The 15,393-nt window shown below is 46.8% G+C and carries 18 protein-coding genes; 17 read left to right on the top strand and 1 reads right to left on the bottom strand.

The window, feature by feature from the left end:
* Positions 1-35: 35 nt before the first annotated feature.
* From yycF to PV407_RS19435, 5 genes are all read left to right on the top strand, one after another.
* Entirely contained in the window at positions 36-758 is a 723-nt protein-coding gene (yycF, locus tag PV407_RS19415; RefSeq protein WP_332091627.1) for a response regulator YycF, read from the top strand.
* The gene (walK, locus tag PV407_RS19420; RefSeq protein WP_332091628.1) at positions 755-2,596 is read left to right on the top strand and encodes a cell wall metabolism sensor histidine kinase WalK; all 1,842 of its coding nucleotides are present in this window, start codon (positions 755-757) and stop codon (positions 2,594-2,596) included. The genes yycF and walK overlap by 4 nt, the downstream gene beginning before the upstream one ends.
* Positions 2,593-3,870: a YycH family regulatory protein gene (locus PV407_RS19425; protein WP_332091629.1), complete on the top strand. Its 1,278-nt coding sequence runs from the start codon at positions 2,593-2,595 to the stop codon at positions 3,868-3,870. Before walK ends, PV407_RS19425 begins: the two co-directional genes overlap by 4 nt.
* A gap of 24 nt (positions 3,871-3,894) precedes the next feature.
* Positions 3,895-4,653 (top strand): two-component system regulatory protein YycI, encoded by a 759-nt coding sequence (yycI, locus tag PV407_RS19430; protein ID WP_332091630.1) that lies wholly within the window; start codon positions 3,895-3,897, stop codon positions 4,651-4,653.
* Between the two features lie 109 nt (positions 4,654-4,762).
* Complete coding sequence (locus PV407_RS19435; protein ID WP_332091631.1) at positions 4,763-5,572, top strand: MBL fold metallo-hydrolase; 810 nt, start codon at positions 4,763-4,765, stop codon at positions 5,570-5,572.
* Here the strand turns inward: PV407_RS19435 and PV407_RS19440 are convergent.
* Positions 5,538-5,747 (bottom strand): hypothetical protein, encoded by a 210-nt coding sequence (locus PV407_RS19440; RefSeq protein ID WP_332091632.1) that lies wholly within the window; start codon positions 5,745-5,747, stop codon positions 5,538-5,540. The two genes, PV407_RS19435 and PV407_RS19440, sit on opposite strands and share 35 nt — an antisense overlap.
* Positions 5,748-5,927: 180 nt before the next feature.
* Here PV407_RS19440 and PV407_RS19445 point away from each other — a divergent pair, with 180 nt between their 5' ends.
* The 12 genes from PV407_RS19445 (at position 5,928) to PV407_RS19500 (ending at position 15,332) form a co-directional block, all read left to right on the top strand.
* Positions 5,928-7,136 carry a S1C family serine protease gene (locus tag PV407_RS19445; protein WP_332091633.1) on the top strand — a complete coding sequence of 403 codons (1,209 nt, stop codon included), beginning with the start codon at positions 5,928-5,930 and terminating at the stop codon, positions 7,134-7,136.
* Between the two features lie 3 nt (positions 7,137-7,139).
* The gene (locus PV407_RS19450; protein ID WP_332091634.1) at positions 7,140-7,307 is read left to right on the top strand and encodes a CxxH/CxxC protein; all 168 of its coding nucleotides are present in this window, start codon (positions 7,140-7,142) and stop codon (positions 7,305-7,307) included.
* 66 nt (positions 7,308-7,373) lie between these two features.
* Positions 7,374-7,853, top strand: coding sequence for a 23S rRNA (pseudouridine(1915)-N(3))-methyltransferase RlmH (rlmH, locus tag PV407_RS19455; protein WP_332091635.1), 480 nt, complete (start codon positions 7,374-7,376; stop codon positions 7,851-7,853).
* A gap of 125 nt (positions 7,854-7,978) precedes the next feature.
* The gene (locus PV407_RS19460) at positions 7,979-9,655 is read left to right on the top strand and encodes an RNA-directed DNA polymerase (RefSeq protein ID WP_332091636.1); all 1,677 of its coding nucleotides are present in this window, start codon (positions 7,979-7,981) and stop codon (positions 9,653-9,655) included.
* 361 nt (positions 9,656-10,016) lie between these two features.
* On the top strand, positions 10,017-10,778 hold the full coding sequence (locus PV407_RS19465; RefSeq protein WP_332091637.1) for a DUF5986 family protein: 762 nt from the start codon (positions 10,017-10,019) through the stop codon (positions 10,776-10,778).
* A 26-nt stretch (positions 10,779-10,804) separates the two neighbouring features.
* Entirely contained in the window at positions 10,805-11,965 is a 1,161-nt protein-coding gene (locus tag PV407_RS19470; RefSeq protein ID WP_332091638.1) for a helix-turn-helix domain-containing protein, read from the top strand.
* 74 nt (positions 11,966-12,039) lie between these two features.
* Positions 12,040-13,320 carry a hypothetical protein gene (locus PV407_RS19475; protein ID WP_332091639.1) on the top strand — a complete coding sequence of 427 codons (1,281 nt, stop codon included), beginning with the start codon at positions 12,040-12,042 and terminating at the stop codon, positions 13,318-13,320.
* Positions 13,295-13,549 (top strand): hypothetical protein, encoded by a 255-nt coding sequence (locus tag PV407_RS19480; protein ID WP_332091641.1) that lies wholly within the window; start codon positions 13,295-13,297, stop codon positions 13,547-13,549. Before PV407_RS19475 ends, PV407_RS19480 begins: the two co-directional genes overlap by 26 nt.
* A 131-nt stretch (positions 13,550-13,680) precedes the next feature.
* Positions 13,681-14,142 (top strand): hypothetical protein, encoded by a 462-nt coding sequence (locus tag PV407_RS19485; RefSeq protein ID WP_332091642.1) that lies wholly within the window; start codon positions 13,681-13,683, stop codon positions 14,140-14,142.
* A 262-nt stretch (positions 14,143-14,404) separates the two neighbouring features.
* Positions 14,405-14,581: a hypothetical protein gene (locus PV407_RS19490; protein ID WP_332091644.1), complete on the top strand. Its 177-nt coding sequence runs from the start codon at positions 14,405-14,407 to the stop codon at positions 14,579-14,581.
* Between the two features lie 50 nt (positions 14,582-14,631).
* On the top strand, positions 14,632-15,153 hold the full coding sequence (locus PV407_RS19495; RefSeq protein ID WP_332091646.1) for an HGGxSTG domain-containing protein: 522 nt from the start codon (positions 14,632-14,634) through the stop codon (positions 15,151-15,153).
* Positions 15,154-15,164: 11 nt separating this feature from the next.
* The gene (locus PV407_RS19500; RefSeq protein ID WP_332091647.1) at positions 15,165-15,332 is read left to right on the top strand and encodes a hypothetical protein; all 168 of its coding nucleotides are present in this window, start codon (positions 15,165-15,167) and stop codon (positions 15,330-15,332) included.
* The last annotated feature ends 61 nt before the right edge of the window (positions 15,333-15,393 follow it).

Below are 15,393 nucleotides of genomic sequence, written 5' to 3' on the forward strand. Positions count from 1 at the left end.
TTACCCGAAATGCCGAAAAGGGGCGGTGAAGGCGAATGTACGGAAAAATACTGGTCGTCGACGACGAGCAGCCGATCGCGGAAATACTCAAGTTCAACCTGGAGAAGGAAGGCTATCAGGTCATATGCGCATTTGACGGCGGGACGGCGGTAGAGCTCGCCTTCTCCGAAGACCCGGATCTGATCCTGCTCGACATCATGCTTCCGGTGAAGGACGGCATGGACGTATGCCGCGAGGTGCGGACGAGAAAAGATACGCCGATCATCATGCTGACGGCGAAAGACTCCGAGGTGGATAAGGTGCTCGGGCTCGAATTCGGCGCCGACGATTACGTGACGAAGCCGTTCGGCACGAGGGAGCTGCTCGCCCGGGTGAAGGCGCATTTGCGCCGGCAAAACAAATCGAACCAACTCCAGCAGGAAACGGCGGAGCAGGCAAGCTTGAAGGTGCATCGGCTGACGATCGATACGGACATGTATTTGGTATACAAAGACGGACAGACGGTCGACCTGACCCACAGGGAGTTCGAGCTCGTCCATTATATGGCCAAAAATTGCGGCAGAGTCATGACGCGCGAGCATTTGCTGCAGGCGGTATGGGGCTTCGAATATTTGGGCGACGTCCGCACGGTCGACGTGACGATTCGCCGGCTGCGCGAGAAGATCGAAGACGATCCGAGCCGCCCGGAATACATCATGACGCGCCGGGGTCTCGGCTATACGATGCGCAACCCGAAGGCGGGAGGCGCCCTAAATTGAAAGGCATGCGCTTTTTTCAGACCGTTCAGAGCAAAATCATCATCATTTACGTGCTGCTCATTTTGATGGCGATGCAGCTGATCGGGGTATACTTCGTCCGCACGATGGAGAAGTCGTTCATCGACAATTTTACTAATAATCTGAACTCTCAGGCGTCCGTGCTGGCCACTTTCACCCCTCAGTTTTTAACGGAAAGTTCGGAATCGAATTCGTCGGGCGAACCGAAGAAGCCGAATGCCGAGTTGAACGAAATCGTCAAGCAGCTGTTCAACATCAGCGAAGCGGAAATCCAGATTATCGACGCGAACGGCATCGTGCAGGCGACGTCGGATCCGAGCAAAGCGTCGCTGATCGGGCAAAAGACGACGCAGGCCGAAGTCGTCTCCGCGCTGCAAGGGATCAAAGATATCGAATCGGACGTTATCGACAGCGACGGCCATCCGCGTAAGGTGATCGCCCAGCCGGTCAGCGAAGGCGCCAAAGTGATCGGGGCGGTTTACATCGTCGCGTCGATGGAATCGCTGTACGGCACGATGAATCGGATCAACAAAATCTTTTTGTCTGGCACCGGCATCGCGCTGGCGTTCACCGTCTTTCTCGGAGTCGTGCTGGCGCATACGATTACGAATCCGATCAAGGAGATTACAAGACAGGCGTCGGCGATGGCCGACGGCCATTTCAACCAGCAAGTTTCGGTGAAAGGCCCGGACGAAATCGGGCAGCTCGGCAACGCCTTCAACCATATGACGAACCGGCTCAAGGAAGCGCTCGCGCTGAACGAAGAGGAACGGGAGAAGCTGGCGTCGGTGCTCGCCAACATGAACGACGGCGTTATCGCCACGAACGATCAGGGCAAAATTATCGTCGTCAACCGGAAAGCGAAGCAGATGCTGCAGAACGGGGACGAAGACTTGACGGACCGGAGCATTTCGGACGTGCTCGGCATAGCGGAGGAGAATATCGGACAATACGTGCAGGGGGAGCATCAAACCGCAACGATTCAGGTTGCGAACGGCGAAGAGGGGGATTTCGTAAAGCTGAGAGTCGTCTTTTCTCCGATTCACCGGCGGGGGATCGGGATAACCGGCACGATCGCGATGCTGCAGGATATTACCGAGCAGGAGCAGCTCGAAGACGCCAGACGGGAGTTCGTGGCGAACGTGTCCCACGAGCTGCGCACGCCGCTGACGACGATGAAGAGCTATCTGGAGGCGCTGGACGACGGCGCGATCGAAGATCCGTCGCTCGCGCACCGGTTCGTCGGCGTCATGCGAAACGAAACCGAGCGGATGATCCGGCTCGTCGGCGATTTGCTTCATTTATCGCGGCTCGATTCGCGCATTTCGCTCGTCAGCAAAGAGCCGACGAACGTCCTTGACATGCTCGAGGAGGTGGCCGACCGGTTCTCGTTTCAGCTCGATCAGAAAGACATCTCGATTCAAATCTCCGTGGCGCCGGGCATCCGCGAAGTGCTGCTCGACCGCGACCAGATCGACCAGGTGCTCGACAATCTCGTCTCGAATGCGATCAAATATACCCCGGAAGGGGGGGCGATTGCGATCCGCGCAAGCCGTACGGACAAAGATTGGCTGGAAATTAGCGTGCAGGACAACGGGATCGGCATTCCGAAAAAAGATTTGTCGCGCATTTTCGACCGCTTTTACCGCGTGGACAAAGCGCGTTCGCGAAATATGGGCGGAACCGGGCTCGGCTTGTCGATTGCCCGGGAAATAGTGAAGGCGCATGGCGGAACGATCTCGCTCGATTCCGAGCTGAATCACGGAACGCGCGTGACGTTCGCGCTGCCGGCTCAGCAGGTGGAAGGTGAAGCGGTATGATCGAGAAATTCAAAACGGCGCTGCTCGCCTTTCTCGTGCTGGCCAGCTTGCTGCAAAGCTATATGCTGCTGTTCAGCTCGCCGCGGCAGGCTCCGACCAACCAGGGCGAATACGTGCAGACCGACTTGATCGGGACGCAGACGACGACGGCGGAGCTGATTTTCCCCGAGCTGATCGTGCTGCATACGGGCAAGCAAACGCATATGGCGCTTTATCCGAACCATCTGCATTTCAAAGAAATTATGAAAATGCTGAAAGGGCGGACGTTCGACAATTTCAGACGCAGCGCTCCGGTGCTGGCGAACATCGATTGGGACGACATCCGCAGCAAGCAGGCGGGCGTGGAGGTCCGCTTCCAGCGCGGCGGCGTACCGTTCAGCATTTTGAAAACCGTGTTCCAGCTGAAGGGCGATTTGCCGCTCGACACGGAAGGCGTAAACCGCATATGGATCTATGTGAGCCGAGAGACGGAAGAGGTGCGCACCTATTTCCAAACGGAATTCAATACGTACGAAGCGCGCGCCGACCTGAACAACAAAAACATCGAACAAATGATCGGTTTCGGCGAGCTGCTGGTGACGTACCATGCCAAGGACGACTACTATTTGCCGGATCAGCCGATCGAGGTGCCGAAGTATACGATCGGCGTGACGTCGATGCCGATCGACCAGCTGCAGAAAACGCTGTTCGTCGATCCGAACAATGCGCGCAATTTCCGCAACAAGGACGGTTCGGACACGTACTATACCGACGGCAAACGGGGGCTGCAGGTGAAGCCCGATCTCCAATGGATGAGCTATACCGACCCGATTCCGGCGGTCGATACGCGCAACGACGTTCGCGAAAATTTGAACGCGGCCGTCCAGTTCATCAATCAGAACGGCGGCTGGAACGGCAGCTTCATGGCCAAGGCGATCACGCCTTCGCAGCTGATCGGGCGGCAGCAGTTTACGTTCCGGCAATATTACGACTCGTTTCCGATCATCGGCGAGCAGAACGAAAGCTTCGGCCTCATCCGCATCATTTTGCAAAACCGGGTCGTGGCGAGCTACGAACGGTCGCTCATGATGCTGGACAACACGAAGGTCGAACGGTCGCTGAAGACGATCGAGGGCGGCAAAACGTTGGACGACATGATTAACGCCTACGCGCGCAAAAATTTGATCGTTTCCGTTACGCCGGCGTACCGGCCGATCGTGCGGGACAAGACGATGGAGCTGAGCCCGGCATGGGCGGTGGAGCTGCGCGACGGAACTTACGAATATTTGAAATGAGCGGAATGGGGGTAGCGGGGGCGAATGGATTGGAGCAAAGCGAAATCGATCTTTATCGTATCGTTTCTGGCGCTAAACCTGCTGCTCGGCTACGAATTGTGGATCGGCAAATGGAACATCGTCGGCGATTCGAAGCAGGCTTCGGCGGACGTGGCGCAGGAGCTGGACCGGATCATGGTGAGCCGCGGCATCAAAATGACCGTGCCGGTGCCGAAGGACACGCCGAAAATGCGGGAAATTACGGTCAAATGGGTCGACGGCGAAAGCTACGGCCGGAAAGTGACGCTTCCCGAGCCGATCCGCTATAATTTGTTTTTGAGCAAGGGCTCGCTGAAAGATTTGGCGAACAAGGCGATTCCGAAAATCGAGTCGTACGCGTACGACCGGGTGACGAGCAAGGACGGGCTGTTCATGATGAATCAGCTCGTCGGCGAATACCCGCTGTTCGACATTAATCTGGAGCTGTTCGTCACGAACGGGGAAGTGAACGGGTATCGGCAGTCGTACGTGGAAGTGGCCGCGGAATCGGACGGGAAAGAAGAGAAGAAGGTGATTTCCGCCTATACGGTGCTGCGGACGCTGACCGAAAAATATTTGCAAAGCGGCGCCGTCATTTCCGATATCCGGCTCGGCTACCACGGGCAGTTTTTCGAAACGGAGCAGTGGTCGACGCTGCCGGCTTTTCCGACCTGGCGGGTCGCGCTCGAAAACGGGGATATCTACTACGTCCAGGGCTTCCGCGGCGACGTGGAAACGGCGGAACGGGTGCCGAAGAAGCCGTAGGGGCGGGGGATGAGTGTGTCCGACGGATCGGCTAGGCGAATAATGAAACATCCAGCACTTCGTCGGACTTACTCCTGGAGCGAACAACGGGACAAGAGGGGAAACGGGGATGACCATACGGTATACGATACTCGCAAGCGGCTCGACGGGCAATTCGCTCCTGGTCGAAAGCGAAGGGACGAAGGTGCTCGTCGACGCCGGGCTGAGCGCCAAAAAGATCGAACAGCTGATGGGGGAGCGGGATGTGAAAGGGGCCGAGCTGGACGCGATCCTGATCACCCATGAGCATTCCGACCATATTAAAGGCGTCGGCGCGCTCGCGCGCAAGCACGACTTGCCGGTGTACGCCAACGAGAAGACGTGGGAAGCGCTGAACAAGCATCTCGGCGAGCTGGCCGAGGACAAAATCAAGGTGATGGAGACGGGGAGCGTCGTCCAGTTCGGGGCACTCCAGGTCGAATCGTATCCGATCTCGCACGACGCGGCCGAGCCGGTCGGTTACTGCTTCTACGACGGGGAGCGCAAGCTCAGTCTCGCTACCGACCTCGGTTACGTCAGCGGCAAGGTGAAAGAAAAGCTGGCCGACTCGGACGCGATCATTCTCGAATCGAACCATGACGTCGATATGCTGCGGATGGGCAAATATCCGTGGAACATCAAGCGGCGCATTCTCGGCGATACGGGCCATCTGTCGAACGAGGCGGCCGGCGAAGCGCTGTGCGACATCGTGTCGGGGCAGACGGAGACGGTGTACCTCGCGCATTTGAGCCGCGACCACAACTTGATGGATTTGGCCAAACTGACCGTGAATACGATATTACAGGAGCGCGGCATCGAATGCGGCGACCGCAAGGTGGAGCTGAAGGATACATATTTCGACCGCCCTACGAAATGGGATAGATTGGGTCCGGAATCATAATGCGGTCAAGCTCCGCCATCTTCGCCTCGATTTCGCCGCGGGTCATGACGCCCTTCTCGATCAGCAAATCCATAAGCGCGGCGACGAGCAGCGTGTTGCGGTAATGCTCCTCCTTCAGGTCGGCCAGCTTGCCGATCCAATTGATTTCCTGCATGGGCGAATGGATGCGATTCATCGATTTTTATCTCCTTTTCCAGTGAATTCGGCTCGTACTTTCCGCGCAAATCTAGTAAAATAAGAGGGTGCGGCTTCGTAGTATCAGTATAGGCCGCGGTCAGCGAAAACATTCCTCTTTTTTCGGAAGCGAAAAACCGGAGTGGAAATAGAGTGATGTCACCCGAGAGGAGAAGCGGGCATGAGCTTGTTTGACGACGATTTTTACACGACGAAGCTGCCCCGGAGAACCCGCTTGACGCACGAAGGCTCGGAGTTTCCCGCCGTCAGACGGAGCAAGCGAGGCTCCCCCGCGATCGTTACGGTCGCCGGCGCCGCCGCGGCGCTTATGCTTGGGGCGCTCCTGATCGGGATCGGCTGGAATCGAACGGAACCGGACAATCGGGCGGCCGTGCCGGTGATGTCGACCGGCAACAACTATCAATTGCTCGAGGACCAGGTCGTCCGTGCGGTAGAGAAAGTGAAGCCGGCCGTCGTCAGCATCATCAGCGCCATCAAAGAGGAGGGCGCCGGCAATGCGCAGAGCCTCGGGATCGGCTCCGGCGTTTTGTTCCGCAAGGACGGGGACAAAGCGTATATCGTGACGAACAACCACGTGGTGCAGTCGGCAACGCAGATCGAAGTCATTTTGGCCAATGGCGAGCACCGGAAGGCGAAGCTGAAGGGCAAAGACTTGATTACCGACCTGGCCGTCGTCGAGATCGACGCTTCGGGCATTCAGCATTATGCCGAATTCGGCGACTCCGGGAAGCTGAAAGCGGGGCAAACGGCGATCGCCATCGGCAGTCCGCTCGGCCTTCGGTTCGCACAGACGACGACCGTGGGCGTCATCAGCTCGCCGCATCAGAAGGTGCCGATTTCGTTCGCCGGCGACGGCAACTACGATTGGGAGATGGACGTGATCCAGACCGACGCGGCCATCAACCAGGGCAACAGCGGCGGCGCGCTCGTCAATCTCGAAGGCAAGCTGATCGGCATCAACAGCATGAAAGTGGCGGAGAAAGGCGTAGAAGGGCTCGGCTTCGCGATTCCGATCAATTCCGCGAGGGAGACGATCGAGAGCCTGCTCCAATACGGCAAGGTGAAGCGCCCGTATCTGGGCGTCACGACCGAGCCGCTGCGCAGCTATAAAGGAACGGAAGTATTAAAACTGCCCGATTCGGTCAAAAATGGACTTATCGTCATCGATGCGATCGGTCCGGCGAAGGAAGCGGGACTCGCCACGAACGACGTCATTACGGAGCTCGACGGGAAACCGGTGTACGATAACATTTCGCTGCGGCAATATTTGTACGGCGACAAAAAAATCGGCGACAGCATCAAGGTGACGTATTACCGCGGCGGGAAAAAAGCGACCGTTACGATCCAATTGGGCGAGAAAGAGGATTAATCGATGTTTGTCGTATGCAAGGAGCATATCGAAATTGCGATCGACCTGTTCGTAGACGAATACGAGGAAGCGCCGGACATTTACGATTTGAACGAGGTCCGGTTCACCGCTTGGGAGCCGCCGGCGAAATGCGACCGGTGCCAGAACAAGCCGCAATTTTTGGTTATTTGATAAATGGGTATGATGGGAGCCTGCGAAGGCTCCCATTGTTGTACATACACGAGAGGAACGGATACGATGCACATCCAAATTATCGCCGTCGGCAAGCTGAAAGAAAAATATTTCACGGACGGCATCGCCGAGTACGCGAAGCGGCTGACGCCGTACGCCAAGCTGACGATCACCGAAATCGCCGAGGAGAAGGCGCCGGAACGGATGAGCGAAGCCGAGGAGCAGCAGGTGAAGCAGAAGGAAGGCGATCGCATCCTGGCCGCGCTCCGGCCCGACACGTACGTCATCGCCATGGCGATCGGCGGGCAAATGTGGACGTCCGAGGAGCTGGCCGGCCAGCTTGAGCGCCTCGGCACGTACGGCCGCAGCCACGTCGCCTTCCTCATCGGCGGCTCGATCGGCATGTCCGACGACGTGCTGAAGCGGGCCGACGCGCTTCTCTCGTTCGGCCGGATCACGTACCCGCATCAGCTGATCCGGCTCGTGCTGGTGGAGCAGGTGTACCGGGCATTTAAGATTATGCGGGGGGAACCGTATCACAAGTGATGGTAAAGGATAAGTTTGAATTGACGATACCATACAAAATGACGCTAAAAAACATATAGAACGTATTGGTACTGGGTGTTTATTCCCATTTCGTTTAAATATATAATTCGGATTAGAAGGAAATTTTGGTTAAATGGGAAGGGGACGAGGAGAATTTTGTTTACGATGGATGCCTTCTTGGAGGAGAAAAAGGGATAATGATAACAACTGAAGATTTAGTTGGAAAAGGTTATTTGCCATATGAACTTATCCCTGCGATGTCAACTAAGAAACTTTCAAAAGCAGTAAGAAAGGTATTGCAAAAAACTAAAGGGAAAGATGTAGCGAAGAGCAGTAGATATTATAGTTATTCTATCCCAAAAGTAAAGCATGTGCGAAGGACATTAGCGATTCCAAATCCTATCCACCAAATTAATTTGAGTGAAATTGTAAATAAAAATTGGTTAGAAATTGAAAAGTATATATCCCAATCACCAATTTCAAAAAGTAAGCCTGTAATAGAAATCTTTGAATTTGATACCGAGCGTGCATTTTCGAGAGAAATAAACTTGTCAGATATACCTATAGAACAGGCTAAACTTTCTGTTGATGCGAGATATCTTCTGCGAGCGGATATATCAAGATTTTATCCTACTATATATACACATATTATACCTTGGGCTTTACATACTAAAAAAATTGCAAAAGAAAACGTTAAGAAAAGGATAAAATTATATGGAGATAATTTAGATGATGCAGTTAGAAGTACGCAGGCCAATCAAACCATTGGAATACCAATAGGACCAGACACATCATTCCTAATCTCAGAAATTGTAGGCACGGCAATTGATTTGGATTTGGAGAGAAGATTGAAGGGAAAGAAGATAAAGCTAGTAGGGTTCAGATTTGTTGATGATATTTTTTTATATTTCAAGAACATATCGGATGCCAATTATGCTCTATCAGCGCTTCATTTAACGATGAAAGATTTTGAACTGGAATTAAACCCCGAAAAAACAAAAATAATAGAACTTCCTGTGATATTAGAACCCAAATGGGTCTTGGAATTACGGCAACTAAAATATCATATAGGGAAAAATGAAGAATTGTATAATGATGACCTGATAACATACTTCAGCAAAGCATTCGAATTGTCGAAATTGTATCCCGATGAATCTGTACTTAAATACTCCTTAACCGAAATTGTGGATTCAAGAGTCGACGAAAAGAATTGGGCATTGTATGAATCACTATTATTAAACGCTGTAATTGCTGAACCAAGCGTCCTTCCTACTGTAACAGAAATTTTTTTAGCATATAATAATGAAAAATATAAATTGAACAAAAAAAAGATTGCAAGCACATTATTTGAACTTATAAGTTTTCATAGTCAGTATAACCATGTTCATGAGATAACATGGGCCTTGTGGTTATGTAAGACCTTGAAAATAAAATTAACAACACAGGTGACCAAGATAATATCTTCTATAGATGATTCTCTCGTAGCACTAATATCACTTGATTTATATAATAACAATCTCATAACTAGACTTAACACTGATTTATGGCGGGAACGTCTTAACAAGGAGAATTTATACACTGAACACTGGCTATTAGCCTATGAGGGCATGAAGAAAGGCTGGATAGCACCAATAGACGGAAAGGATTACTTAGAAGAAGATGAGTTTTTCAAGGAGCTTAAGGAAAATGATGTAGAGTTTTACATTCCTGAGAACCAAGTTACTCCAGCCTTAATAAAAGAAACCTACAGATTTCAAAAAAAAGTAAGATCCAGACAAAGAAGAAAGAAACGTTTTTATTAATATTTATAGTTCTTATATATAGTTGTTGGTAAATAGCATTTCGATTCTAAGCGTACCCCTTGTTGCATTTACGAGAAGGACCAATAGGGTTGCGGATTATTTGGGTTGGGGGACGCAAGGGATCACCCTACCGATATAAAAAGAGCCTGACAAATTTGTCGGGCTCTTAATTTTTCAATAGAGTGAAAAAAGGTGAACCTATCATAAAATATGGTAAAGGTAAGATGAGAAACTAAGCGTTGATTTTTATCTCATAAAAGTGTATTTAAATTGTACGTATTGTGGTTATATTAGTATTAAGGTTGACAAAATAAACGTTTTTGGTAAAATGAATTTATAAAACCAAGGACGTGATGAAGACATGGAAACAATTAAATTGTCTATACCTATTGCTGACAATCATAAAACGGTGATTATTGATGCGATTAGGAATGCTGGTAAAAAGGACATAATGGAATTTAGAATGGAAAGAAAGGTCGAGACATTCAATAGCGTTCATTTTTTGAAATGGGATTTTATTAATACCAATATTATTCGAACGCTTCCGACAAGCCAGTTCCAGTGTGTGAAAATTAAAAGAGGCCCTCTGTGGGAACTTGTCTTGATTTATGAAAAAGAAACACAATATTTATATGCAGCTATGCAAGAGAAACGGTTTCATCAATTAAATGAACGGCTTTATAAAGAAACAGTTCATTACATTGATGCCCTTTCATTAATAAATAATGACTTGGAAGCTGATGAAGAACTAAATCCAGCCAAACAACTTAATCTTTTTGAGAGCGAGAACGATGACTGGAATGCACAGGTAGAATATGAGTTAAAAACCATGTTACATATGCTTGAAGGTGAAGTAAAACGGTTTGTTCTTATTACCTTTTCAACAGATAAAGGCGAAATAACTGCTGTTAATGCCATTATGCCCAATGCTAAATTAGAAATAGCGTATGAGGAAAATTGGAATGAATTTATTACAGCTGACTTTAGTATAGCATTTGAATCGCAGGGAGCTATTGCTGAACAAGAAGAAGAAATTTTTGTTGGTCTTAGAGAAGGAGTTATTCCTCATCAGCAAAACGACCTTGTACAACTTAGAGATGATGAGATGGAGAAGGAAGGTTAAGGTTCTTTCTCTTAGGAGGAATAGAAATGTCAGTATTAAGAGTTTTTAATGGAGATAGGTTGAAAGCAGCACGAATTTATAGAGGTAAAACTATTGCTGAATTAGCCGATGAGGTATTGGTTAGTAAACAATCAATATCACAATACGAGAATGGAAAAGCAAATCCTAGTTTGGAAACACTACTAAAATTGATTAGCACCCTTGGGTTTCCAAGGGAGTATTTTTATGAAAAGGACAATGAGAGTATTAAAGTAGGTACTACTTATTTTAGAGCACTTCTATCCACCAATAAAAAAGACCGTCTTTCACAAGAAGAAAAAACGAAAATGTTAGCTAAGATATATCACACTTTAAATCAGTTTGTACAATTCCCGAAAATAAATATCCCGCCTAAACATGAAAAGATAAATGATATTGAAACGATCGCTCAATATACACGAGACTATTGGAAACTGGGTGCTGACCCAATTCCTAACATGGTTTACGTACTCGAAAAGAATGGGTTCATTGTAACCTCATTTGGCACGGATAATACGAGTATTGACGCTTTTAGTCAACGACAAGAATTCGCTGGAGATGAGTACTTTTTTATTGTTCTTGGAAGTGACAAAAGCTCAGCAACAAGAAGACAATTCGACGCGGCACATGAATTGGGGCACATAATGTTGCATGATTGGAATACTGATTTGGAACTTGTATCTCGTGAAGAGTTCCGTCAAATGGAAAATGAAGCGCATCAGTTTGCAGCTTCATTTTTGCTGCCAAAAGAAGCCTTTTTGAAGGATCTGATTTTGCCGAATAATTTAGATTTTTATATAGAGTTAAAAAAGAAATGGAAAGTGTCAATATCTGCAATGATAGTGCGAGCTTATCAACTAAAGGCAATCAACTATAATCAGTATCAGTACTTAATGAGGCAGATATCAAAAAAGGGTTGGCGTACTAAAGAACCATTAGATGATGTTATTCAAGTATCCAAACCAACCGTTCTTAGAAAAGCTATAGATGTTTTACAAAGTAATGGTGTTCTTTCTGGGGATCAGTTTATGCAGCAACTTTCTAAAAATAGTGTAAGTTTGAATAAAGATGAGGTAGAAGTACTCCTTGGATTAGAGCGAGGCGTTCTTAGCGAAAGTAAGCAAAATGCGGTCGTTTTAAGTCTGCGTAATAAAGATATAAGAACTTAATTAATGACGCCACTCTGCTTATCAGGGTGGTATTGTTTTAGACAATCTAACTGTTGTGTTGGGGGACTGGTAAATTGGGTAATTCTAAAACCATTGTTTCTGATCCGCAATTCCAAAAAACAAGTAAAAATGCAGAAAGTATAATTATTATTCAAGGTGAAAGCAATGATTTGGCTAACGAGTTTTTCACCTACAGCCTTAATTTTAAAAAATCTGCACATATTATTACTGAGCACTTATTTAGTTCGCATCCAGATATAAGTAAACTTGATACTTATTTTTTTTCTTTAGCGTACCTATATAGACATAGCCTTGAATTGATCTTAAAGGCTATTGGATTTCAGTATATTAAAGAGCAAAGTGAAAGAAAAAAATTCATAACAGATACATTTCATAACTTAGTAGAGATTCTCCAAGAGGTCTCACCTCATATACAAGATCAAATTGAAAATAACAGAGGTGCATACAACTGGCTTGTTTCATTATTTAATGATATGGCTCTAAAAGATAAGGAATCTGATTCGTTTAGATACCCGTTTGGCATAACTGTTATAAAGGACGAAGATCCATTCTCAGATGTGCCCAAGCAATACAGCATAAAAGCGTTTTTTGATAAACAGACACATATCGATTTAATAGCATTTGTATGCAAAATGGAAGTTGCTTTCAACATTCTCAGTAACTATTACTCTGATATTCCAAAAATTGTAGAGGACTATAAAAAGTATAAACCGCTTTTCTTAGAGGAAGGGGGAAGTTACTATGGGCAAAGTGTTGTAGGGTACTCTTATAGCAGAAATCGATTCTATCCGTATGTGAAAGCATATACCGAGTCAGCAGATATATTGCATCAATATATGACTAAAAAAAAGAAAACAAAAAGTAGCCTATTTATTCCAATGTGTTATTTATACAGGAATGGAATAGAGTTGGCTATAAAGGAAATTCTATTTGAAGAATGCTCTCTGGATCATCAATCTGCTATCAAAAAAATAAAAGAGAAAAAACATAGTATTTTAGCCCTATGGAATTCAATCAAGAGCGATGTAGTGAGACATGCAGGTACATCTGATGATGACGCTCACCTTCGTAATGTTGAAAAATACATAAAACAGTTACACGATTTTGATGGTGCTTCGGATAAATTTCGATATCCAACAAATAAAGATTTGCAATTGCATTATAATAAGCCAAAGAAATTTGATGTTGATAACGTGGCAGAATTTTTCGGACAACTATCATATTTTTTGCATGGGGTTTGTCTAATGATGTCCGCACAAAATGAAATGCAAGCAGATATAGAAGCAGAGTATAGAGCCCAAATGCCGAATGAATATGATTATTTCGATTATTAAATTGTGCGGAATGCAAATGGAATCAATTAAGGTATTCAAAGAGCTTTTCAAATTAGCTGATGTTGAAGAAGTGGCGATTGCATGGGAGTTTCCAATGACAAATAAATGTTCCAGTACCGTTATGAAAAGGGAAACGGCAACGAAAATAAACTGGGATGGCTTCGACAAAAAGAAATTTGAGGGTGCAGCTAATACATATTGGAAGCATCCTTCAAGTCGTAGCAATTAAAATCTTCGGTTTACATCATCATAGATGGACTGTAAAATATAAATATAAACTTCCAAACTTTCCAAACTTAGAAGCCTTATTCCTTACGGAATGGGCTTTTTTTATTTTCATATGAGAGGAAGCGAAGCAAAATGGCTAAAAGTGGAGTGCAACAAATTGAAGGGCAGATTAAACAAGAAGAAAAGAAGCTCCAAGAGATCGAGGAAAGAATTGATTCGTATACGGCTAAAGCAAGGGAACTTAGACACATGGCTTATACCTTGCAAGCAGGAGAGCCACATCCTGATAATCCTGCCAAAATCGCCGATCTGCAAAGACAGGCACATTATTATGATTCGCTTGCGGAAAAAGCAACGCATACCGAGCGACACAACCAGCTTTACAGTCTCAACATTTTGAAAGAAAATGCGGTCAGACTGCGCCATACTATTAATCACAACAAAGCAATTTTAGCGAGGTACTATCAAGAGGTAGAGGAAGCTAAGTTGAGAGCGGCCAAAATGATTGAAGATGCCGACCGAAAAGTAATAGATGCCCAATATCTCATTAAGGAGCAGGAGAAAGAATTGCTCGATCTTGAAGGGGTTGAATAAATTTGATAAAGCAACTTAGCCAAGAAGCATTGGAAGCTCGTAGAAAATATAACCGTGATTATATGAGGAAGTGGAGGCAACGTCCTGGGAATCAAGATAAGCAGAAGGAGTACGAGCGTAAGCGTTGGGAGAGGTACTCCTTAAAGAAGTAGCCAGAGACGAACGAGACGGGGCGAGATACCCATTTGATTGTAAGAGATGGGTAAATGTAAAGATTGCGGATGGATACACCGCAAAACCAAATTTAAGGGGATGTTCATCTATGAAAGAAACAGCGGAAGGTTTTTTATGGGAAATGCTTAGACTGTCCGACGAATCACATGACCAATTGCTGGATTTAGTAGGCAACTACATTGAATTTCTAAACGCTAACGGTTTGACGAAGCATTTTAATCAATTTCTGCAGGATAAGGCAGCGGCGCAAATCACTCATAAATAATTGGGGGTAAAATTCAAAACAGTACCCCATGCAAGGAAGGGGGCGACACTATGAGCGAACAACACTGTGGTGCAAAAACAAGGTCTAACGGTACTTGTCGCAAGAAGCCTATGAGAAATGGACGCTGTTACATGCACGGCGGCGCAAGTACAGGACCTAAGAATAAAACGAAACACAGCGAAAGTATGAAGGGAAACAAGAACAGTCTAAGAACTGGCGAGTATGAAACGATTTGGTTTGATTCATTTTCCCCTGAGGATATTCAGCATTACGAGTTGACCCCGACAAGTGCGATAGAACAATTGGACCATGAAATCAAAATTGCCGACATCAGGGAAAGACGTATGATGAAACGGATTAGGGATTCGGAAAAATCTAAATGTAAGCAAAAAGCAGAGCTAATCACCAAGATTGAGGACTCACTTAGTCGCCTACAAGCAGTGAAGTCACGGCTCATAGACCAAAAGATACGATTACAGGAAATAACCGATCCCGAAGTTGGTCATAATTCGTTAGACCAATTGGTATCTATTCTTGCACAGGCAAGAAATCTTCATACAAGAAATGAGTAAGGGGTGGAAGTATGAATAGCAATAAACGCCAATTACAGATTGAGAGTCATCTCAAGAACGGTGAGTTGTATATTGAAATTGAGGACGAGCTTAACCTTGATAACTATTCAAAAGAGGAAATCAGCCTTGCCGTTAAAGAAGGAGTTAGGATTGCTGTCAGTCAGTTATTGAAGGCATGATTAGACTTGACAGGGATAGTAAGTGTATGTCATTATCTCAGTGTCAATGATGACAACATAC

This window comes from Paenibacillus sp. GYB003, from assembly GCF_036577625.1.
Lineage (GTDB): Bacteria > Bacillota > Bacilli > Paenibacillales > NBRC-103111 > Paenibacillus_AB.

What these genes read in the sequence shown, in the direction of transcription:
- yycF (WP_332091627.1), top strand. Translation starts at nt 36, where the DNA reads ATGTACGGAAAAATACTGGTCGTCGACGACGAGCAGCCGATCGCGGAA.
- PV407_RS19425 (WP_332091629.1), top strand. Translation starts at nt 2,593, where the DNA reads ATGATCGAGAAATTCAAAACGGCGCTGCTCGCCTTTCTCGTGCTGGCC.
- yycI (WP_332091630.1), top strand. Translation starts at nt 3,895, where the DNA reads ATGGATTGGAGCAAAGCGAAATCGATCTTTATCGTATCGTTTCTGGCG.
- PV407_RS19435 (WP_332091631.1), top strand. Translation starts at nt 4,763, where the DNA reads ATGACCATACGGTATACGATACTCGCAAGCGGCTCGACGGGCAATTCG.
- PV407_RS19440 (WP_332091632.1), bottom strand. Translation starts at nt 5,747, where the DNA reads ATGAATCGCATCCATTCGCCCATGCAGGAAATCAATTGGATCGGCAAG.
- PV407_RS19445 (WP_332091633.1), top strand. Translation starts at nt 5,928, where the DNA reads ATGAGCTTGTTTGACGACGATTTTTACACGACGAAGCTGCCCCGGAGA.
- PV407_RS19450 (WP_332091634.1), top strand. Translation starts at nt 7,140, where the DNA reads ATGTTTGTCGTATGCAAGGAGCATATCGAAATTGCGATCGACCTGTTC.
- rlmH (WP_332091635.1), top strand. Translation starts at nt 7,374, where the DNA reads ATGCACATCCAAATTATCGCCGTCGGCAAGCTGAAAGAAAAATATTTC.
- PV407_RS19465 (WP_332091637.1), top strand. Translation starts at nt 10,017, where the DNA reads ATGGAAACAATTAAATTGTCTATACCTATTGCTGACAATCATAAAACG.
- PV407_RS19470 (WP_332091638.1), top strand. Translation starts at nt 10,805, where the DNA reads ATGTCAGTATTAAGAGTTTTTAATGGAGATAGGTTGAAAGCAGCACGA.
- PV407_RS19480 (WP_332091641.1), top strand. Translation starts at nt 13,295, where the DNA reads ATGAATATGATTATTTCGATTATTAAATTGTGCGGAATGCAAATGGAA.
- PV407_RS19485 (WP_332091642.1), top strand. Translation starts at nt 13,681, where the DNA reads ATGGCTAAAAGTGGAGTGCAACAAATTGAAGGGCAGATTAAACAAGAA.
- PV407_RS19490 (WP_332091644.1), top strand. Translation starts at nt 14,405, where the DNA reads ATGAAAGAAACAGCGGAAGGTTTTTTATGGGAAATGCTTAGACTGTCC.
- PV407_RS19495 (WP_332091646.1), top strand. Translation starts at nt 14,632, where the DNA reads ATGAGCGAACAACACTGTGGTGCAAAAACAAGGTCTAACGGTACTTGT.
- PV407_RS19500 (WP_332091647.1), top strand. Translation starts at nt 15,165, where the DNA reads ATGAATAGCAATAAACGCCAATTACAGATTGAGAGTCATCTCAAGAAC.